Origin of the sequence: Streptomyces sp. NPDC051567 (genome assembly GCF_044454165.1) — a bacterium.
GTDB lineage: Bacteria > Actinomycetota > Actinomycetes > Streptomycetales > Streptomycetaceae > Streptomyces.
In genome coordinates, this window is sequence record NZ_JBITDK010000005.1 from 291,990 (window position 1) to 310,804 (window position 18,815).

The 18,815-nt window shown below is 73.8% G+C and carries 16 protein-coding genes and 1 CRISPR repeat array; of the genes, 11 read left to right on the forward strand and 5 right to left on the reverse strand.

The features are described from left to right. Window positions 1-72: 72 nt before the first annotated feature. Entirely contained in the window at window positions 73-729 is a 657-nt protein-coding gene (locus tag ACIA5F_RS09035; RefSeq protein WP_399350742.1) for a hypothetical protein, read from the reverse strand. 142 nt (window positions 730-871) lie between these two features. On the opposite strand from ACIA5F_RS09035, the gene ACIA5F_RS09040 reads away from it, so the two are divergent. From ACIA5F_RS09040 to ACIA5F_RS09060, 5 genes are all read left to right on the forward strand, one after another. Further along, on the forward strand, window positions 872-1,648 hold the full coding sequence (locus ACIA5F_RS09040; protein ID WP_399350744.1) for a carbon-nitrogen hydrolase family protein: 777 nt from the start codon (window positions 872-874) through the stop codon (window positions 1,646-1,648). A gap of 173 nt (window positions 1,649-1,821) precedes the next feature. Further along, window positions 1,822-2,817 carry an ABC transporter substrate-binding protein gene (locus ACIA5F_RS09045; protein WP_399350746.1) on the forward strand — a complete coding sequence of 332 codons (996 nt, stop codon included), beginning with the start codon at window positions 1,822-1,824 and terminating at the stop codon, window positions 2,815-2,817. Between the two features lie 37 nt (window positions 2,818-2,854). Continuing rightward, the gene (locus ACIA5F_RS09050; RefSeq protein ID WP_399350748.1) at window positions 2,855-3,817 is read left to right on the forward strand and encodes an ABC transporter permease; all 963 of its coding nucleotides are present in this window, start codon (window positions 2,855-2,857) and stop codon (window positions 3,815-3,817) included. Then, on the forward strand, window positions 3,810-4,994 hold the full coding sequence (locus ACIA5F_RS09055) for an iron chelate uptake ABC transporter family permease subunit (protein ID WP_399350750.1): 1,185 nt from the start codon (window positions 3,810-3,812) through the stop codon (window positions 4,992-4,994). The genes ACIA5F_RS09050 and ACIA5F_RS09055 overlap by 8 nt, the downstream gene beginning before the upstream one ends. Next, window positions 4,991-5,743 carry an ABC transporter ATP-binding protein gene (locus ACIA5F_RS09060; protein WP_399350752.1) on the forward strand — a complete coding sequence of 251 codons (753 nt, stop codon included), beginning with the start codon at window positions 4,991-4,993 and terminating at the stop codon, window positions 5,741-5,743. Before ACIA5F_RS09055 ends, ACIA5F_RS09060 begins: the two co-directional genes overlap by 4 nt. 270 nt (window positions 5,744-6,013) lie before the next feature. Here the strand turns inward: ACIA5F_RS09060 and ACIA5F_RS09065 are convergent, their stop codons facing one another. The 3 genes from ACIA5F_RS09065 to ACIA5F_RS09075 all read right to left on the reverse strand — a co-directional run bounded on the left by ACIA5F_RS09065 (window position 6,014) and on the right by ACIA5F_RS09075 (window position 8,575). Further along, on the reverse strand, window positions 6,014-6,814 hold the full coding sequence (locus ACIA5F_RS09065; protein ID WP_399350754.1) for an EI24 domain-containing protein: 801 nt from the start codon (window positions 6,812-6,814) through the stop codon (window positions 6,014-6,016). 182 nt (window positions 6,815-6,996) lie between these two features. Further along, the gene (locus tag ACIA5F_RS09070) at window positions 6,997-7,419 is read right to left on the reverse strand and encodes an organic hydroperoxide resistance protein (RefSeq protein WP_399350756.1); all 423 of its coding nucleotides are present in this window, start codon (window positions 7,417-7,419) and stop codon (window positions 6,997-6,999) included. A gap of 133 nt (window positions 7,420-7,552) precedes the next feature. Continuing rightward, entirely contained in the window at window positions 7,553-8,575 is a 1,023-nt protein-coding gene (locus tag ACIA5F_RS09075) for an NADP-dependent oxidoreductase (RefSeq protein ID WP_399350758.1), read from the reverse strand. 91 nt (window positions 8,576-8,666) lie between these two features. Between ACIA5F_RS09075 and ACIA5F_RS09080 the strand changes: the two genes are divergently transcribed. The 5 genes from ACIA5F_RS09080 (at window position 8,667) to ACIA5F_RS09100 (ending at window position 14,442) form a co-directional block, all read left to right on the forward strand. Continuing rightward, window positions 8,667-9,092 (forward strand): MarR family winged helix-turn-helix transcriptional regulator, encoded by a 426-nt coding sequence (locus tag ACIA5F_RS09080; protein WP_399350760.1) that lies wholly within the window; start codon window positions 8,667-8,669, stop codon window positions 9,090-9,092. Window positions 9,093-9,242: 150 nt separating this feature from the next. Then, on the forward strand, window positions 9,243-9,851 hold the full coding sequence (locus ACIA5F_RS09085; RefSeq protein WP_399350762.1) for a hypothetical protein: 609 nt from the start codon (window positions 9,243-9,245) through the stop codon (window positions 9,849-9,851). 361 nt (window positions 9,852-10,212) lie between these two features. Further along, entirely contained in the window at window positions 10,213-11,250 is a 1,038-nt protein-coding gene (locus ACIA5F_RS09090) for a rod shape-determining protein (protein ID WP_399350764.1), read from the forward strand. Then, on the forward strand, window positions 11,247-12,896 hold the full coding sequence (locus ACIA5F_RS09095; RefSeq protein WP_399350766.1) for a GAF domain-containing protein: 1,650 nt from the start codon (window positions 11,247-11,249) through the stop codon (window positions 12,894-12,896). Before ACIA5F_RS09090 ends, ACIA5F_RS09095 begins: the two co-directional genes overlap by 4 nt. A 193-nt stretch (window positions 12,897-13,089) precedes the next feature. Further along, window positions 13,090-14,442 carry a carboxyl transferase domain-containing protein gene (locus ACIA5F_RS09100; RefSeq protein ID WP_399350768.1) on the forward strand — a complete coding sequence of 451 codons (1,353 nt, stop codon included), beginning with the start codon at window positions 13,090-13,092 and terminating at the stop codon, window positions 14,440-14,442. A 37-nt stretch (window positions 14,443-14,479) separates the two neighbouring features. Here the strand turns inward: ACIA5F_RS09100 and ACIA5F_RS09105 are convergent, their stop codons facing one another. Beyond that, window positions 14,480-15,742 carry an MFS transporter gene (locus ACIA5F_RS09105; RefSeq protein ID WP_399350770.1) on the reverse strand — a complete coding sequence of 421 codons (1,263 nt, stop codon included), beginning with the start codon at window positions 15,740-15,742 and terminating at the stop codon, window positions 14,480-14,482. A gap of 221 nt (window positions 15,743-15,963) precedes the next feature. Between ACIA5F_RS09105 and ACIA5F_RS09110 the strand changes: the two genes are divergently transcribed. Then, the gene (locus ACIA5F_RS09110) at window positions 15,964-17,232 is read left to right on the forward strand and encodes a glutamate--cysteine ligase (protein ID WP_399350772.1); all 1,269 of its coding nucleotides are present in this window, start codon (window positions 15,964-15,966) and stop codon (window positions 17,230-17,232) included. 174 nt (window positions 17,233-17,406) lie between these two features. Next, window positions 17,407-18,719: a CRISPR direct-repeat array (repeat unit 28 nt; unit sequence GGACCATCCCCGCGGGCGCGGGGTCGAC). The last annotated feature ends 96 nt before the right edge of the window (window positions 18,720-18,815 follow it).

The following is an 18,815-nucleotide window of genomic DNA, read 5'->3' on the forward strand; positions in this document are numbered from 1 at the left end:
ACGCGCTGAGCCGACGGCCACGGCGGGCGGGCGGCGACGGCTCGGGAGGCGACGGTGGCTCGGGAGACGCCTCTAGGAGGTTCTCCCGCTCAGCAGCGGATCGTGGACCGGGCAGGGCGGGCGGCCGCGCGGCACCCGGTAGAACACGCGGTCGCGCAGGCGGCCCGTCCAGGGCTCCGCCCGCGAGCGGCGCTTGACCAGGAGGTGGCGGCTGCTGCCCCGCGCCAGATGGGAGCGGTAGCTCCCGAGCAGCGGGTCCCCGGGCCCGAGGAAGTCCCGTATCTGCTCCTCCACCAGGCAGAACGGGCAGTCCGCGCCGGGCAGGAGATGGAACTGCCGCCCTTCGGGGTGGGCATCGGTGGCGAAGGCGGTGAGGGCCAGCGTCCCGGTGTAGGTCACGCACACCCCCATCACCTGGGGCCCCTCGGCCTCCGTCACGGACCGGACGAGCTCCCGGAACCCGGCGGTGTCCACCCGCTGCACCCGGTCCATCAGCGAGACGGTCGCCGTGCGGGCGCTGACGGCGGCGGCCACCAGCGACACCGCGGCGACCGCCGGTGCGGACCAGGGCGGGCCGAAGGCCCACACCTGCCACAGCAGACCCGCGTTCATCACCGCCATGAAGAGCACCGACACCCGCAGCCCGGCGCCGCTGACCCGGACCACGCGGTAGGAGAGGGCCAGGAAGGCCGCGGTCAGGACGGGCATGATCCAGTCGGTGGCCGTCATCCGGAACGGCCCTCACGAGATGGGGAACGGTCTGGCCTTCGCATCGCACAACCCCCCGTCAACTACCGTACGCACGCGTGCCGTCACAGGATCGCCCGGACCGCGCGCCCGCGTCGAGACCCGTGCTGACACCCTGGCCACCATGAAGATCGCCGCAGCCCAGCTGACCTGTGTGCCCGCCGACGTCCCCGCCAACGCCGCGCTGGTCGCCGCCCTCGCCTCCCGGGCCCGCGCCGAGGGCGCCGGGCTCGTCGTCTTCCCCGAGCTCGCCCTCACCGGCTACGAGCCGCGGGCGCTGGTTGCCGACCCGGGACTGTGGCTGGAACGCGACGACCCCCGCCTGGACCCGGTGCGCTCCGCGGGCGTCGCCACCGCGGTCAACGTCGCCCTGCGCACCGGCGGCCCGCGCCCCCTGATCGCGACCCTGGTCCACGACGCGGACGGCGCGCACGTGACGACGTACGCGAAGCGGCACCTCTACGACACCGAGCGGGAGTTCTTCGCGGCCGGTGGGAGCGACGGGCACTTCGCGCTCGGCGGCGTCCGCTTCTCCCTGGCCGTCTGCTACGACAACCACTTCCCCGGGCCTGCCGCCCGGGGCGCGGCGGCCGGCTGCCGGGTCCACCTGGCCTCCTCCCTCTACGGGACGGGCGGCGGCGTCCACGAGCGGGCGACCGTGCACCCCGGGATCGCACGGGAGCACGGGCTGTACGTGGTCCTCGCCAACCACGTCGGCCCGGCGGGACCGTGGACCGGCTGCGGGGGCGCGGCCGTCTGGGCCCCGGGCGGCGCGCTGCTGGCCGAGGCGGACGACCGCACGCCGTCCGTGGTGACGGTGGAGGTGCCGGCGGAGGACGAGGCGCACAAGGTGTGCGAGGTGCACGAGGCGTGCGAGGCGTACGAGGCGTACGAGGTGTGAGGTGTGCGGGATCGGCGCCCGCCGGGCCCGGGCGGGACCTTGGTCCCCTCCTGCCGGGACTTCAGGCCCTCCTCTCCCCGGATGGCACGAACGGACGATCAAATAAGGTTAGGCTCACCTAAGCTCCAGGGTGAGTGCCCTGGTCCGTCCCCTTTCCGAGGAGTTGGGCACACGTGCGTCACCCGCGTTTCCGCAAGACGGCGATCATCACGGCAGCGGCCATGGGCTCGGTGCTCGGGCTCGGCGCCTGCGCGGGCCAGGACACGGACGACGCCTCGGGCCAGGGTGCGGGCAAGGCCGCCTCCGGCCAGGTCGTCACCGTCGACACCAGCAAGGGGAAGACCGAGGTCCCGCTGAAGCCCGTACGGGTGGCCGCGCTCGACAACACCTCCTTCGCGACGCTGAAGGCGTTCGGCGTGACCCCCGTCGCCGCCCCCAAGCCGCTGCTCCCCAAGGCGGGTTACGAGGACTGGGCGAAGGACGGCAAGATCGCGGACGCGGGCACCCACCGCGAACCGCTCTTCGAGGCCGTCAACGCGGCCGAGCCGGACCTGATCATCGGCGGCTACCGCTTCACGGAGCACACGGAGAAGCTCTCCAAGATCGCCAAGACCATCGACGTCTCCCCCTCCGACGAGGCCCCGGGCGGCTACGTCGAATCCCTGAAGAAGCAGACCGCGACCCTCGGCACCATCTTCGGGCAGGAGGAGAAGGCCCGGCAGCTCATCGCCGCGCTCGACGCGGCCACCTCGGCCGCCGGGAAGGCCACGAACGGGGAGAGCGTCTTCCTCGGGGTCGCGAGCGCCGGCAAGGTCGACAACGGCGCGAGCCGCATCGGCCGGCTGATGGCCCCGCTCCGCCTGAAGAACGTCCTCGGCGCCGAGGGCCAGGACAGCAGCTCCGTGCACAACAACTCGGGTCTCGCCCCGGAGACGATCGCCCAGCTCAACCCCGACTGGATGATCCTCTTCGACCGGGACGCCGCCGTCGGCACGAGCGGCACCACCCCGGCCCAGGCCCTCGTGGAGAGCCAGCAGGCATGGGCGAAGACCACCTTCCGGACGAAGAACCAGATCGTCTACCTGGCGCCCGACTTCTACGTCACCGAGGGCATCCAGGCGTACACCGCCGCCTTCGGCCAGGTCGCCGAGGCCTTCACCAAGAACTGACCCGGCCGAACCGACCCCGCCGCCTCCCGCCCCGCCCATGCGCAGACTCCCGCTCCTCGCCGCCGCCCTCGGCACGGCCGTCCTCGTCGTCACCTCGCTGTTCGTCGGCGGGTACGACCTCTCCCTCCGCTCCCTGCTCGACGACCCCGACGCGCTGAACATGTTCCTCATCTCGCGCGTCCCCCGGACCCTGGCGCTGGTGCTGGCCGCCGCCGCGATGGGGGTCTGCGGGGTCATCATGCAGATGCTGGTGCAGAATCGTTTCGTCGAGCCGACGACCACCGGGGCGAGCGAGTGGGCGGCCCTCGGCGTCCTGCTGCTGGCGATGTTCGCCCCGGCCGCGCCCGTCCTCGGACGGATGGCCGCCGCGAGCGCCTTCGCCTTCCTCGGGACGATGGTCTTCCTCGGGGTGCTGCGCCGCGTCCGACTGCGTTCCTCCGTGGTCGTCCCGCTGGTCGGCATCATGCTGGGGGCGGTGGTCAGCGCCGTGACCCTGTACCTCGCCTCCGGCGCCGACCTGCTGCAGATGCTCGCCACCTGGCGCTCCGGCGGCTTCAGCTCGGTGGTGCGCGGCCAGTACGAACCGCTCTGGATCGTCGGCCTGATCGTCGCCGGGCTGTACCTCGCCGCCGACCGGTTCACGATCGCCGGGCTCGGGCGGGACGTGGCCACCGGTCTGGGGCTGCGCCACGAGCGGATCGTGCTCGCCGGGGTGTCGATGGTGGCCCTGGCCACCGGGGTCACCACCGTCGTCGTCGGGTTCATCCCCTTCCTCGGCCTGGTCGTCCCCAACCTGGTCTCGCTGACGCGCGGGGACGACGTACGGGCCAACCTGCCCTGGGTGGTGCTCGGCAGCGTCGCCCTGATGACCGGCTGCGACCTGATCGGCCGGGTCGTCGTCTCCCCGCTGGAGATCCCGGCCTCGGTGATCCTCGGGGCCGTCGGCGCCACCCTCTTCATCGGCATGATCCTGCGGAAGCGGAACACCCTCCATGGCTGACTTCTCCCCGGCCGCAGCGGCCCGGCGGGCGGGCCTGCGGCTGCGCTCCCACCTCTCCGCCCTCCTGTCCCCGCGCCCGGCCGGGCGCCCGACGGCAGGTGACGGCGCGGGTGACGGCGCGGGCACGGGCGCCGTCGCGGGCACGGGCGTTCGTACGGGCGTTCGCGCGGGCCCGGCGGCGCGGTGGTCCCGGACCGGGTGCCCGCGCACGCGCCCGCCCCGGCGCGGGCCGGCACCGCGCACCCGCGTACTGATCCTGGCCGCCCTGCTGGTGCCCGCCGTCGCCGCCTTCCTCCTCCTCTTCGTCCGGGGCTCGTTCGCCTTCGCCTTCGACCGGCGGCTCACGCTGCTGGGCGCGATGGCGGTGGCGGCCTTCTGCCAGGCCGTGGCCACCGTGCTCTTCCAGACGGTCACCCAGAACCGGCTGCTCACCCCGTCGGTCATGGGCTTCGAGTCCGTGTACACCCTCATGCAGACCCTGATGGTCTTCGTGTTCGGCGGCAGCGTCCTCGCCGCCACCGACGGGCTCCCCAAACTCCTCGCCCAGACCGCGCTGATGGTCTGCTTCGCCACCGTGCTCTTCCGGTGGCTCTTCGCGAGCCGGCTCGGCAACCTCCAGGTGATGCTGCTCGTCGGCGTCTCCCTGGGGCTCGCCTTCGCCAGCCTCTCCACCTTCCTCCAGCGGCTGCTGTCCCCGTCCCAGTACGACGTGCTCTCCACCCGGCTGTACGGGCGGCTCAGCGCGGCCGACCCGACCCATCTGCCGCTCGCCCTCGGAGTGTGCGCGGTCGTCGGCGTCCTGGTCTGGCGCCGCAGGCACCGGCTCGACGTCCTGCTGCTGGGCCGGGACACCGCCGCCGGACTCGGCATCGCCTACAAGGCGGAACTGACCGGCGCGCTGGTCCTGGTCTCCGTCCTGCTGGCGCTCTCCACCGCGCTCGTCGGCCCGATGACCTTCTTCGGTTTCGTCATCGCGACCCTCGCCTACCAGCTCGCCGGGACCCACCGGCACGCCGTGGTGCTGCCGCTCGCCTTCCTGCTGGGGCTGCTGACGCTGGTGACCGGCCAGTTCGTGATGGAACACGTCTTCTACGCCGCCGGCATGCTCACCGTCGTCATCGAGTTCCTCGGCGGCATCCTCTTCCTCGTCCACCTGCTCCGAAAGGGCTCCCTGTGATCGAGTTCTCCGGCATCCGCAAGGACTACCAGGGCCGCACCGTCCTCGGGCCGGTCTCCGGGACCGTCCCGGCGGGCGGGGTGACCTCGCTCGTCGGCCCCAACGGGGCGGGCAAGTCGACGCTGCTGACGATCCTCGGCCGGATCTCCGAGCCGACCGCCGGCACCGTGACCGTCGACGGGCTCGACGTGCACACCGCCCCCTCCCGGGACGTGGCCCGCATCCTCTCGGTGCTGCGCCAGGAGAACCACTTCACGGCGCGGCTGACGGTGGAGGAACTGGCCGGCTTCGGCCGCTTCCCCCACAACCAGGGGCGGACGACGGCCCGGGACAAGGCCGTCGTCGACGAGGCCCTGGACTTCCTCGACCTCGGCGCGCTCCGGCACCGGTACCTGGACCAGCTCTCCGGCGGCCAGCGCCAGCGCGCGTACGTGGCGATGGTGCTGGCCCAGGACACCGACTACATCCTGCTGGACGAGCCGCTGAACAACCTCGACATGAAGCACTCGGTCCGGATGATGCGCCAGCTGCGCCGGGCCGCCGACGAACTCGGGCGGACGATCGTCCTCATCGTCCACGACATCAACTTCGCCGCCGCCTGGTCCGACCGGATCATCGCCCTGCGCGACGGCCGGATCGCGGCGTCGGGAACCCCGGCGGAGCTGATGCGCGACGAGACACTGACGGAGATCTTCGACACCCCGGTCCGCGTCCACCGGATCGAGGGGCGCCCGGTCGCCGTCTACTAGGGCCGCGTCGGGCGACGTTCGCCCGTCGAGGAGCGGCGTCCGGGGCGTGGTCCCGGGGCGTGGTCCGGGTGCGCCGGCCGGACGTCCTCGTACGGGACGTACCTGGGCTTTCGGCCGGTACGGCGGGAGTGCGTGCCGGGCGCCGCGACGGGGCGAACGTTGCCCGACGCGGCACCAGGTCGTGGCTGCCGGCCGGGCCGCCGGGTGCGCCGGGGCGGCACGGTGCGTCAGAGTCCGTGACGCGTCAGGGGGAAGTGACGGTCACACAGGTCACGAGTACACCGGCGGCGGCGGCCCGAAACCCGCCTCCGGGGCCTCGGTGGCGGGCAGGTCGTCGGAGGCCGTCAGCTCCCGGACCATCAGCGTCGCCCCCGCGACCGCGCCCGGCATCAGGAGGACCGCGACCAGCGGCACCAGGAACGCCAGCACCAGCGGCACCCCGAACCCGAGGGCCAGCATCCGCCGGGACCGCAGCAGCGCCAGCTGCCCGGGCAGGTCCACCCGGCGCCGCTGGAGCGCGACGGAGGTGAGTTCCTGGGTCAGGAAGTAGCCGGACACGCAGAACCCGAGCACCGGGACCACCGTCTGCCCGATCACCGGCACGAAGCCGAGGGCGAAGAGCAGGACGCCGAACAGCAGCACCCGTCCGAGCACCCGGACGCTGTCCCGGGCCGAGATCCACAGTTCCCGCCAGGGCGTGAGCCCGGACTCGGGGATCTCACCGCCCTCGCTGCGGTCGACCTGTTCCGAGAGGGACTCGTAGAACGGCTGGCCGATGAGCAGGGTCACGGCGGTGAAGGTGATCACCGCGAGGAAGAGCCCGAACCCGATGACCAGGGCGGTCAGGAAACCCCGGAAGAGTCCGGACCACAGCGCGGACCAGCCGTCGGCGAAGGGGGTGACCCAGGCGGTCAGGTCGTCGGCACCGTAGAAGAGTCCGACCAGCGCGCCCGCGTACAGGACCAGCGCGACCAGGCCGGGCAGCAGCCCGAAGCCCAGTTGGCGACCGTGCCCGAACATCCATCGCTGTCCGGCCAGCAGATACCGGAATCCCCCCGCAAGATCACGCATGGCGCCAGTCTACGGCGAGAGACGCACCCCCGTTCGAGCCCGCCCCTGGGCACACCCGCACCCGCTTCCGGCCCGCCGCTTCCCACCCACCACGGCCGGCGGCCGTGGACCGGGCCGACCCCGAGGCCGACCCGGTCCGCAGTCCGCAGTCCGCAGTCCGCAGTCCGCAGGGGAACGGTGGATCAGACGGCGAGCTCGACGGTGATGTTGCCCCGGACCGCCTTGGAGTACGGGCAGACCTCGTGGGCCTTCGCTATGAGCTCCCTGGCGGTGGCCGCGTCCACGTTCGGGATCGAGGCCGAGATCTTGACGATGAGGCCGAAGCCCTCGTCGTTCTTGCCGATGCCGACCTCGGCGGTGACGGTGGAGCCCGAGATGTCGGCCTTCTCGTTCCGGGCGACGACGCCCAGCGCGCCCTGGAAGCAGGCGCTGTAACCGGCGGCGAAGAGCTGCTCCGGGTTGGTACCGGCGCCGCTGCCGCCCATCACCTTCGGCGGGTTCACGACGACGTCGAGCAGGCCGTCGTCGGTGGCGACGCGGCCGTCCCGGCCGTTCTCGGCGGTGGCGACGGCGGTGTAGAGAACATCGGACTGCTGGATGGCCATGGGGAAGATCCTCCTGGTGAGTCGCCGTGACTCGCGCCCACGATCACGGCGGTGTGCGGTGAGCCTAATGTGGTGGCCGGGAAGGTTCACCCGTTCTCGGACTTCCCTTCCCGGCCGGTTGCCTGACGCGGCACTAGCCGGTGAAAGAAACGATCATCTTTCCGGTGTTCTCGCCGCGCATCATGCCGAGGAAGGCGTCGGACGCGTTCTCGATGCCCTCGAAGACGGTCTCGTCGTACCGCAGTTCGCCGGAGCGCAGCCATCCGGCCACGTCCTGGACGAACTGGGGCTGGAGCGCGGCGTGGTCGCCGACGAGGACGCCCTGGAGGCGCAGCCGCTTGCCGATGACCTGGACCAGGTTGCGCGGGCCGGGGGCGGGCTCGGTGTCGTTGTACTGGGCGATCGCACCGCACAGGGTGGCGCGGCCGTGGACCTTCAGGGAGGAGATGGCCGCCTCCAGGTGCTCCCCGCCGACGTTGTCGAAGTAGACGTCGATGCCCTCGGGCGCGGCTTCCACGAGCTGGTCGGCCACGGGGCCGTCCTTGTAGTTGAAGGCGGCGTCGAAGCCGTACTTCTCGGTGAGCAGGGTGACCTTCTCGGCCGAGCCGGCGGAGCCGATCACCCGGGAGGCGCCCTTGATCTTCGCGAACTGGCCGACGAGGCTGCCGACCGCGCCCGCCGCGCCGGAGACGAAGACGGCGTCGCCCTCGGTGAAGGAGGCGACCTCGAAGAGTCCCGCGTAGGCCGTCATGCCCGGCATGCCGAGGACTCCGAGGTAGGCGGAGAGGGGGGCGAGCGAGCCGTCCACCTTGGTGGCGCGCTCCGCGTCCACCTCGGCGTACTCGCGCCAGCCCAGGCCGTGCAGGACGTGGTCGCCGACCGCGAAGCCCTCGGCGGCGGAGGCGACGACCTCGCCGACCGCGCCGCCGTCCATCGGCCGGTCGAGCTGGAAGGGCGGGATGTAGGACTTCGCGTCGTTCATCCGGCCGCGCATGTACGGGTCCACGGACATGTGGAGGTTGCGGACGAGAATCCGCCCGGGAGCGGGCTCGGCGGAGACGGGCGCTTCGCGCAGGGCGAAGTCCTCGGCTACGGGCCAGCCCTGCGGGCGGCGGACGAGGTGCCACTCACGGCTGACGGCGGGGATCTCGGACATGCGGCGCTCCTGGGGGGTGAATACTTCACGACGTGAAACAACCATGCTCCTAGATATTTCATGTTGTCAAGTAACTCGGTACGCTGGACGCATGCCAAGCCGTCGCGCAGACCCACTGACCCTTGAGGTCGTCGAGCTCATCGGCGACGTCGTGACCCGCTACCACGAGGAGTACGAGCACGCCGCCGCCCGCCACCAGCTGACCGGCGCCCAGGCCCGCGTGCTGGGGCTGCTCTCCCTGGAGCCGACGCCGATGCGCCGCATAGCGCAGAAGCTGAAGTGCGAGCCGTCGAACGTCACCGGCATCGTGGACCGGCTGGAGACCCGCGGCCTGGTCGAGCGCCGCCCGGACCCGGCCGACCGCCGGGTCAAACTGGCCGCGCCCACCGAGGAGGGGCTGCGGACCGCGGACCGGCTGCGCGAGTCGCTGGAGTTCGCCCGCGAGCCGCTGGCCGGCCTCTCCACGGCCGAGCGGGCCCTGCTGCGGGACCTGCTCAAGCGGATGCTGGGAGGCTGATCCGGCGCCGCGCCCCCGGCCGGGGCGCCTCCGGCACGCGCCTCGGGAACACCCTGGGGGGTCCCGGGGCCGTCCGGGAACCCCAGGAGCGCGCGGGAGCACGGGAGCACACGGCCGGTGCGCGGATCGCCGGTGTGGAATCGTGGGCCCATGACCGCCCGCACCCCCGCACCTCCGGCCCCCGCCCCGGGCCCCTTCGGACCGGCCGCCTTCCAGCTGGTCCTGCTGCGCCGGATGGCGGACTTCCAGCCGGAGCTCGCCGAGGACGCCCGGCGGCGGCTGGGCGCCTCGCCCGCGGAGCAGCGGGAGGCCAACAAGCGCTGGCAGGCGATGGTCCGCTCGCCCCGGGCGCGCGGGGCCCTGGCGCGCTACCGCTCGGTGCTCGGACCGCCGGAGTCCGCCGGGCGCCGCGCCATCGGCGACCTGGAGTGCGAGGCGCTGCTGTGGCCGGTGCCGCTCTGGCCGGAGCTGCGGTTCGAGGTGCTGGCCGCGCCGGACGGGGCGGTGTGGAACGAGTGGCTCGTCCGGGCCCCGGGCGCGCGGGGGCCCGTACTGGAGTCGCCGCAGGACCTGCTGCCCTGGTCGGCGACGGTGGACGAGGTGGCGCGGGCCTTCGCCCCGGCGCGCCCGCTGGAGGGCACCGCCCCGACCCGCTGGCGGCTGGCCTTCACCGCGCGGGAACAGCCGTACGTCGCGGAGTTCACCTACGGCCTGCTCCAGCGCGTCACCCCGGCGGAACCGGCACCCCGCACACCCTGACCGCACGCTCTGACCACCCCGCCTGCCCCGCCTGCCCCGCCTGCCCCACACGCACCGGCCCACCCGGCCCGCGTCCCCCGGGTCCGCCCGGAGGCCGCCGTCGGGCCGGGCCGTCGGCGGCGGCCCCCGTCGGCCCCTCTACCTCGTTACGCGCGAGTAGCGCGGACCGCACCGGCGTGGCGTGGCCGGTCGGCCCGGAAATCCACCCCGGTGCAGCACCCGCGGGGGCCATCCGGGACCCCGCGCCACCCCCCGGCCGGAGCATCACAACGGGCGCCATGACCGAAATGCCCCGGAAGATGAGAAAAATGACCGTCATTCCGCCGGTCTCCTTGCGTCAGTACTCCCGGGAGGATCTGCCGTGACCGTCAGTCTTGAGCAGTTGCGCCGCTGCCACGTCGCCGTCGACCTGGGGGCGGCCAGGACCCGCGTGTACGTCAAGGGCGCCGGCCTGGTCGTCGACGAGCCCAGCGTCGCCGCGGTGAACACCCGGACCGGCGCACTCATCGCCGTCGGGAGCTTCGCCGAGCGGATGACCGGCCGCACGCCCGACTACATCCGCGTCGTACGCCCCGTCTCCGGCGGCACCGTCGTCGACATCGAGATGGCCCAGCGGATGCTGCGCCACCTGCTCGGCGAGAAGCTGCGGCGCGCCCTGCGCCGCAAGCCCCGGCTGCGGGCCGCCGCCTGCACCCCGCACGACGCCGATCCGCTGGCCCAGCGGGCGACGGTGGAGACCCTCGTCGGGCTCGGCGCCCGCCGCGTCGAACTGGTCGACACCCTGATCGCGGCGGCCGTCGGCTGCGGCCTGCCCGTGGAACAGCCGACCGCCACGATGATCATGGTGTGCGGGGCCGCGACGACCCAGGTGGCCGTCCTCTCCCTCGGCTCCATCGTCACCGCCCAGCGCATCCCGGTCGGCGGCGAGGCCATCGACCACGCGGTCGTCCAGCACCTGCGCCACGCCCATGCGCTGATGCTGCCCAGCCAGGCCGTCCGCCCGCTCCAGCTGGCCCTGCACGGCAACGGCATCACCGCGGACGGCCCGGCCTCCACCCTCATCCACGGCCGCGACGTGGCGACCGGACTGGCCCGTTCCGTCCATGTCGACACCGCCGCCGTCCGGGAGGCCATCCAGCCCCCGCTGACCGCGGTCCTGGACGGCATCGGCAAGGTGCTGCGGGACTGCCCGCCCGACCTGGTCGCCGACCTCACCGACCGGGGGATCATGATGGTGGGCGGCAGCGCCCTGCTGCCGGGCCTGGACCAGATGCTGCGCGACGCCACCGGCATGCCCGTCGCCATCGCGGAACGGCCGGACGTGTGCGTCGTGCTGGGTCTCGGCGCGATGCTCGAAGGGAAGATCGCCCCGATGGTCCTCAACCCGCTGGCCGAATGACGCCCGCCGGTCCGCGGCCGGAGCCTTCCCCCGGCCCCCCGCCCGGGAAGGAGCCCCGCCGGGAGCGCGCCCAGCCCCGCCCGGAGCCCCCCAGGGAGCCCCCCGCGGAGGAGCACCCCCGCCTCCCGGTCCTGCTGGAGGCGGTACTGAGCGTCGGCTCCGAGCTGGAGCTGCGCTCCACCCTCCAGCACGTCGTGGACTCGGCCGCCGAGCTGTGCGCGGCGCGGTACGGGGCGCTCGGGGTCGTCGACGCCGAGCGCTCCCGGCTGACCGAGTTCTTCACCACCGGGATGACCGAGGCGCAGCGGGCCGCGGTCCCCCACCTGCCGGACCTGCGCTCCGGCCTCCTCGGCGCCCTCGTCCACGACCCGCGCCCGCTGCTCCTGGAGGACCTGGCGAAGGAGCCGCGCTCGGCCGGTTTCCCGCCGGGCCACCCGCCCATGCGCACCTTCCTCGGGGTGCCGATCCGGGTGCGGACGGAGGTCTTCGGCAACCTCTACCTCACCGAGAAGCGCGACGGCGCCGCCTTCACCGAGGAGGACCTCGCCCTGTTGCGCGTCCTGGCGGCGCAGGCGGGCATCGCGATAGGCAACGCCCGCCTGTACGAGACCGCGCGCCGCCGGGAGCGCTGGATCGAGGGCGCCGCCGCCGTGACCACGACCCTGCTGGCCGGACGCCCGGCGGCGGACGCGCTGATGTGCGTGGCCGAACGGGCCCGGCTGCTGGCGGACGCCGCCGCCGGGGTGGTGCTCCAGCCGACCCCCGAGGGCGGCATGGAGATCGTGGCCGCCTCCGCGCACGGCGACCCCGGGGACCTGGTCGGCACCTCCATCGCCCCGGGGTCGGCGGTCCTGGAGCAGCTCCTCGGCGGTGAGCCGGTCTTCATCGACGACTCGGCCACGGACCCCCGGATGACCACGCACGTCCGCGAGCGGTTCGGCCCCAGCATGATGCTGCCGCTCCAGAGCGGCGGCCAGCTGATCGGCACCCTGGCCCTGCCCCGCGCCCGGGGCGGTCCCGCGTACGACGCGGTGGACCGGCTGCTGGCCTCGCAGTTCGCCTCCCAGGCGGCGCTGGCCCTCGTCCTGGCCGACGCGCAGCACGACCGGGAGCGGCTGGCGGTGTACGAGGACCGCGACCGGATCGCGCGGGACCTGCACGACCTGGTGGTACAGCGGCTGTTCGCGACGGAGATGATGCTGGAGAGCGCCCGGCGCCGCTCCGTGAACGCGGCCCCCGGGGACACCGTCGGCGAGGAGATCGGCCGGGCCGTGGACGAACTGGACTCCACCATCCAGGAGGTCCGCACGGCCATCTTCGCCCTTCAGCAGCCGCCGACCGACGCGCCGACGACCTTCCGGGGCCGGGTCCTGCGCGAGACGGGCGGGGCGGCGGTCCTGCTGGGCTTCCAGCCGTCCGTGCACTTCACGGGCGCGGTGGACGCGCTGCTCGCGGAGCCGGTGGCGGGCGATCTGCTGGCGGCCCTGCGCGGCGCCCTGGCCGCCGCGCACCGGCGCCGCGAGGTCACCTCCATCGACGTCCAGGTCGTCGCGACCGCTTCCCGGGCCCGGCTGACGGTGCGGGACGACGGCCGTACGGAAGAGGGGGCCCGGGGAACCACGGTGACCTGGGAGTCGCAGCTGTGACCCGGCCCCCGGGCACACCGGGGGCCGCACCGCGCGCCCCGCCGCCCCGCCGCCTCGCCGCTCCGTCCGTGACACCCGTGACACCCGCGACACCCGTGACACCCGTGACACCCGTGACACCGGTGACACCGGTGACACCGGTGATGCCCGCGACGCCCTCCCCTGGCCCTGTCACCCGCCTTAGGGTGGCCCCGTGACGACGACCCGCCCCTCGGCCCGCGCGGCCATCGCCTCCGTGGCCGACCCCGGCAGCTTCACCGCGTTCCCCGCCCCGCACCCGCCCCGGAAGTCGCCGCCCGACGGCCCCCTGGCCTGGACCGGCTACGACGACTCGCGCGCCCGCGCCGCCGGGCGGACCGGCGAGGAGGAGTCCGTCGTCACCGGCACCGTCCGGATCGGCGGCCACGAAGCCGCCCTGATCTCCTTCGAATTCGGCTTCCTCGGCGGTTCGCTGGGCGAACGCACCGGAGACCGGCTCGAAGCCGCGTACACGTACGCTCGCGAGCACCGCCTCCCGCTCGTCTCCCTCGTCGCCACCGGCGGCTCCCGCATGCAGGAGGGCATGCCGGCGCTGACGCAGCTCCAGCGCGTGGCCCGCCAGTGCGTCCTCACCCGGGCCGCCGGGCTCCCCCAGATCGCCGTCCTGCGCGACCCCACCACCGGGGGCGGCTGGGCCACCCTCGGCGCCGGGGCGGACATCGTCCTCGCGCTGCCCGGGGCCCAGGTCGGTTTCGCCGGGTCACGGGTACGGCCGCCGGACGCGGACCCGGCGGCGTACACCGCGGAGGGGCAGTACGCCGCGGGCCACGTGGACGCCGTCGTCCCCGCGCCGGAGCTGGCCGCGGCCCTCGGCGACTGGCTCCGCGTGCTGGCCGCGCCCCGCGCCGACGGCCCCGTCGAACCGCCGGCCGCACTGGCCCGCGTACCGGAGCCCGCGACCGGCTGGGACGCCGTACGGCGGGCCCGCCACCCCGACCGGCCGCGCGCCGGGGCGTACCTCGACGCGTACTTCGCCCTGCGCCTGCCCCTCTCCGGGGACCGGGCGGGCGGCACGGACCCGGGGATGCTCTGCGGATTCGGGCTGCGGGAGGGCCGGGCCGTGGCGTACGCGGCCCAGTGCGGCACCGCCACCCGCCCGGCGGGATACCGTACGGCCGCCCGTGTCGTGCGGCTCGCGGACCGGCTCGGCATCCCGGTCCTCACCCTGGTGGACACCCCCGGAGCCGCCAACGACGCCGCCGCCGAACGGGCGGGCGCCGGCGCGGCCATCGCGGACGCCTTCGCGGCGCTGGCCGGCGCCACGGTCCCCGTCACCACCCTGCTGATCGGCGAGGGCGGCTCGGGCGGCGCCCTCGCGCTGGCCGCGCCGGGGAACCTGTGGGTCACCCCGGACAGCTACTTCTCGGTGATCGCCCCGGAGCTGGCGGCGGCCATCCTCAAGCGCCCGCCGTCGGCCGCGCCCGCCACCGCCGACCAGCTGCGCCTGCGCCCCCAGGACCTGGTCGCCCTGGGCGTCGCCCGCGGCGTACGGGCCCCGGGGAACTAGGCCGTCCCTTCCGGCCCGATACCGTCCGCGCGGTCCGTCAGGCCTGCGGCGACCGGGCGTCGTACCGTGCGAAGTCCCGCCACCGGAGCGCGAGCAGCGCCAGGACCAGCACACAGCCGAGCCCCCCGCCCGTGATCGCCACGGCCGGGGAGGTCAGGTCGGCGGCGGTCCCGGCGAGGAAGTCCCCGAGCCGGGGCCCGCCCGCGACGACCACGATGAAGACGCCTTGCAGCCGGCCGCGCATCTCGTCCGGGGTGGCGGCCTGGAGCATGGTGGTGCGGAACACCATCGAGACGGTGTCGGCGCATCCGGCCAGGGCCAGGAAGAAGAGCCCGAGCCACAGGTTCCGGGTGATCCCGAAGACGGCGATGGCGAGCCCCCAGGCGGCGACGGAGAGCAGGATCGCCAGCCCGTGCCGCCTGATCCGGCCCTGCCAGCCGGAGAACAGCCCGCCCAGCAGCGCCCCCACGGCGGGCGCGGCCACCAGCAGGCCGACCGTTCTGGCGTCGCCGCCGTACCAGAGCACGGCGATGGCCGGGAAGAGCGCCTTCGGCTGGGCCAGCACCATCGCGGCCAGGTCCGAGAAGAAGGTCATCCGGACGTTGGGCCGGGTGCCGAGGAAACGCAGTCCGTCGAGGACGGAGGCCCTGCCCCGCGTGCCCTCGGCCCGGTCCGGCTTCATCGGGGGCAGCCGCCACATCGCGTAGAGGGCGGCGGAGAAGGCGACGGCGTCCACGAGGTAGGCGGCCTGGAACCCCCACCAGCCGACGATGAGCCCGCCCAGCATCGGTCCGGCCATGAACCCGGAGGTCATCGTCACGGAGTTCAGCGCGTTGGCGGCGGGCAGCTGCCCGGCGGGGATCAGGCGCGGGATCATCGCCGACCGGGCCGGTCCGACGAGCGCCCCGCAGACGGCCTGGAGCGCGACGACGGCGTACAGGAACCAGACCCGGTGGTAGTCGAGCAGCGCGGCGCCGGCGAGCGCGATCGACAGCGCGGCGGAGCCCAGGGAGGCGTAGAGACCGAGCGCGCGCCGGTCGACGGTGTCGGCGATGGCTCCGCCGTAGAGCCCGAAGACGACGAGCGGGACGAGCGAGAAGAGGCCGACGAGCCCGACGGAGAAGCTGGAGCCGGTGATGTCGTAGACCTGGAGGGAGATCGCGAGGGCGGTCATCGCCTGGCCGATCCAGGAGATGGTGCCGCCGATCCACAACCGCCGGTAGTCCGGCGAGGTGCGCAGCGGAGTGAGGTCGGCGAATATTCGCCGCTGGGCGCGGAGGGCCTTCGTCGTACGGGTCACAGCGGATGGTAACCGCCGCCCGGCCAGGTGTCCGGGGCCCGGCGGCGCCGTCCTCCTCCCGCACGCCGGCACCACCCGACCCACCCTGATCCCCGATCCCACGCCGGGCCGTTCCTTGCCGCTAACCCGCCACTATCACCGGACATTTGACCGAATCGACGGGCCCTTATGGACGTGTGTTCGGCTCATGATGAAAAAACTCGTATGTCCAGGGAGGCGCAGTGATCGAACCTGGCAACAGCACCACGAGCACCGGCACCACGAACACCGGCACGGCAAGCACCGGCACGGCAAGCACCGGCACGGCAAGCACGGGTACGGCGAGCACCAGCGCCACGGACGACCCGGTGCGCACCCGGCGCGCCGGCGGCCACGACACGTCCCCCGCAACAGCCCTTCCCCTCACCCTCGGTGTCGAGGAGGAGTTCCTCCTCGTCGACGCCCGCACCCACCGCGTGGTCCCGGCGGCCCAGGCCGTCCTCGCCACCGCCGGTGGACTGCCCGGCCAGATGCACGCCGAGGGCACCCGCTACCAGGTCGAGATCTCCACCCCGGTCGCCCACTCGGCGGCGATGCTGCGCGAGGAACTCGCCGCCCTGCGGCGCGCCCTCTCCCGGGCCGCCCGCGCCCACGGCTGCCGGCTGCTGGCCGCCCCTTCGCCGGTCGTGGCCGTGGAGGGACCGCTGCACCTGACCGACGACGAGCCGCGCCAGCGGGAACAGCACCGCCGCTTCGGCGCGCTGACCGACACCCTCGTCAGCTGCGGCCGCCACATCCACATCGGCACGCTCGACGTGGACACGGCGGTGGCGGTGTCCAACCGGGTCAGGCCCTGGCTGCCGACGCTGATCGCGCTGGCCGCCAACTCGCCGTTCTGGGGCGGCCGTGACACCGGCCACTCCAGCTGGCGTTCGATGGCCTGGGCGAGCTGGCCCTCGGCCGGACTCCCGCCACACTTCACGTCCACGGCCCATTTCCGGCGCTCGGTGCAGACCCTGCTCGGCTCCGGGGCGGCCCTGGACACCAAGATGGTCTACTGGGACCTGCGCCCCTCCGGGAACTGGCCGACGCTCGAAATCCGGGCGCCCGACATGTCCCCGGACATCGACACGGCCGTCCTCCAGGCCGAACTGGCCCGCGCCCTGGTGGCGACGGCCCTGCGCGAGATCGCCGAGCAACGTCCCGAACCGGCGGTACGGGACGACGTCCTGCGCCTCGCCCGCTGGCGGGCGGCCCACGACGGGCTGGAGGGGTTCGGCCTCGACCCGTACACGGGCGCGGAACTCCCGGCGGCCGACCTCGCGGAGACCCTGCTCACCCTGGTCGCCCCCGAGCTGGCCGCGACCGGCGACCTCGACCACGCGGCGAAGACCCTGGCCACCCTCCTGCGCGACGGCTCGGGCGCCCACCGCCAACGCACGGCCTACGCCCGCCGCCAAGACCTGACGGACGTACTCCGCCACCTGGTGGACGAGACTGAGGACTTCTGACCCCACCCCAACAAACACCAAAGCCGCAGGTGCAATCGTTTCTGCACCTGCGGCTTACGGTGGCACGCCTCACCTGTGAAAACGCCGAAGGAGCGGACACACCCACCCGCCCCATCCCCCTCAAACAGACAGCGCCCAGGCGCCCGCCACCCCCTCCCCATGACCTCACAGTCAGGACCATCCCCGCGGGCGCGGGGGCGACGTCACCGCCCTCGGCAACGACCCGCGCGGCCTCGGACCATCCCCGCGGGCGCGGGGTCGACACGGAGAACAGCGTCAACATGACGCTGAACCACGGACCATCCCCGCAGGCGCGGGGTCGACACACCGACGAGCTGACGTACACCCCCCACGATCGGACCATCCCCGCGGGCGCGGGGTCGACCCCCGCCGGCGCGGACACGCAGGCCGGGACATCGGACCATCCCCGCGGGCGCGGGGTCGACCAGGCGTCGCAGAGTGCTCATGCCGCCATCCCCGGACCATCCCCGCGGGCGCGGGGGGTCGACACCTTCGTCCATCCCTCCCAGATCCACCCGTCCGGACCATCCCCGCGGGCGCGGGGTCGACGGCCCTGGAGCCGGAGTTCGAGGGCTGGACCGTGGACCATCCCCGCGGGCGCGGGGTCGACGAGGGTGATCTCTGTGTCCGCACCCGTTACATCGGACCATCCCCGCGGGCGCGGGGTCGACCCTCTGTGCCGTCATCCAGTCGTTCCACGTGGCGGACCATCCCCGCGGGCGCGGGGTCGACAGACCACCTGGGGGTGGACGGTCCCGCTGGTGCGGACCATCCCCGCGGGCGCGGGGTCGACGGCCGCGCAGCATCAGGATCGTCTCGTACTGGCGGACCATCCCCGCGGGCGCGGGGTCGACCGCTGAACGGGTGCTGAACGGGTGCTGAACCCGGGACCATCCCCGCGGGCGCGGGGTCGACGGCCCGTACAGCGGCCAGGGCGTAGGACTCGCCGGACCATCCCCGCGGGCGCGGGGTCGACAGCCGTCGAGTACCGCCGCGCTACCGGCCCGGAGGACCATCCCCGCGGGCGCGGGGTCGACACCGGCCCGGCCTGGACCGGAGGCAGCGGGTCCGGACCATCCCCGCGGGCGCGGGGTCGACCCGCCATCGTCGGTTCCTCCTCATCCATAGACGGGACCATCCCCGCGGGCGCGGGGTCGACGCGTTCCACGCGGTCTGCGCGATGGCCCATGCCGGACCATCCCCGCGGGCGCGGGGTCGACGTCTGCGCAGAGGTCAAATTCATGCCATGGCTCCGGACCATCCCCGCGGGCGCGGGGTCGACATCGAGGCCACCAAGTACGCCCAGCCGGGGAACGGACCATTCCCGCGGGCGCGGGGTCGACTCGCCGCCGGCGGCGAGGATCATCCGGGCGACCGGACCATTCCCGCGGGCGCGGGGTCGACGTTCTACGGATGCCGGGAAGCAGCCATCGCTGCTGGACCATTCCCGCGGGCGCGGGGTCGACACTTGTTGAGCTGGGGGTTTACCGGGCAGGGGGGCTGTTTTCATTTAGTTGTTTCTTGGGGCGGGCCGAGAGGATCAGGCCGTCGAAGTCGACGGG

Excerpts from the sequence above, each read along its gene's own strand:
- ACIA5F_RS09095 (WP_399350766.1), top strand. The coding sequence starts at position 11,247 with ATGACGCCCGCCGGTCCGCGGCCGGAGCCTTCCCCCGGCCCCCCGCCC.
- ACIA5F_RS09085 (WP_399350762.1), top strand. The coding sequence starts at position 9,243 with ATGACCGCCCGCACCCCCGCACCTCCGGCCCCCGCCCCGGGCCCCTTC.
- ACIA5F_RS09035 (WP_399350742.1), bottom strand. The coding sequence starts at position 729 with ATGACGGCCACCGACTGGATCATGCCCGTCCTGACCGCGGCCTTCCTG.
- ACIA5F_RS09070 (WP_399350756.1), bottom strand. The coding sequence starts at position 7,419 with ATGGCCATCCAGCAGTCCGATGTTCTCTACACCGCCGTCGCCACCGCC.
- ACIA5F_RS09080 (WP_399350760.1), top strand. The coding sequence starts at position 8,667 with ATGCCAAGCCGTCGCGCAGACCCACTGACCCTTGAGGTCGTCGAGCTC.
- ACIA5F_RS09050 (WP_399350748.1), top strand. The coding sequence starts at position 2,855 with ATGCGCAGACTCCCGCTCCTCGCCGCCGCCCTCGGCACGGCCGTCCTC.
- ACIA5F_RS09065 (WP_399350754.1), bottom strand. The coding sequence starts at position 6,814 with ATGCGTGATCTTGCGGGGGGATTCCGGTATCTGCTGGCCGGACAGCGA.
- ACIA5F_RS09040 (WP_399350744.1), top strand. The coding sequence starts at position 872 with ATGAAGATCGCCGCAGCCCAGCTGACCTGTGTGCCCGCCGACGTCCCC.
- ACIA5F_RS09075 (WP_399350758.1), bottom strand. The coding sequence starts at position 8,575 with ATGTCCGAGATCCCCGCCGTCAGCCGTGAGTGGCACCTCGTCCGCCGC.
- ACIA5F_RS09055 (WP_399350750.1), top strand. The coding sequence starts at position 3,810 with ATGGCTGACTTCTCCCCGGCCGCAGCGGCCCGGCGGGCGGGCCTGCGG.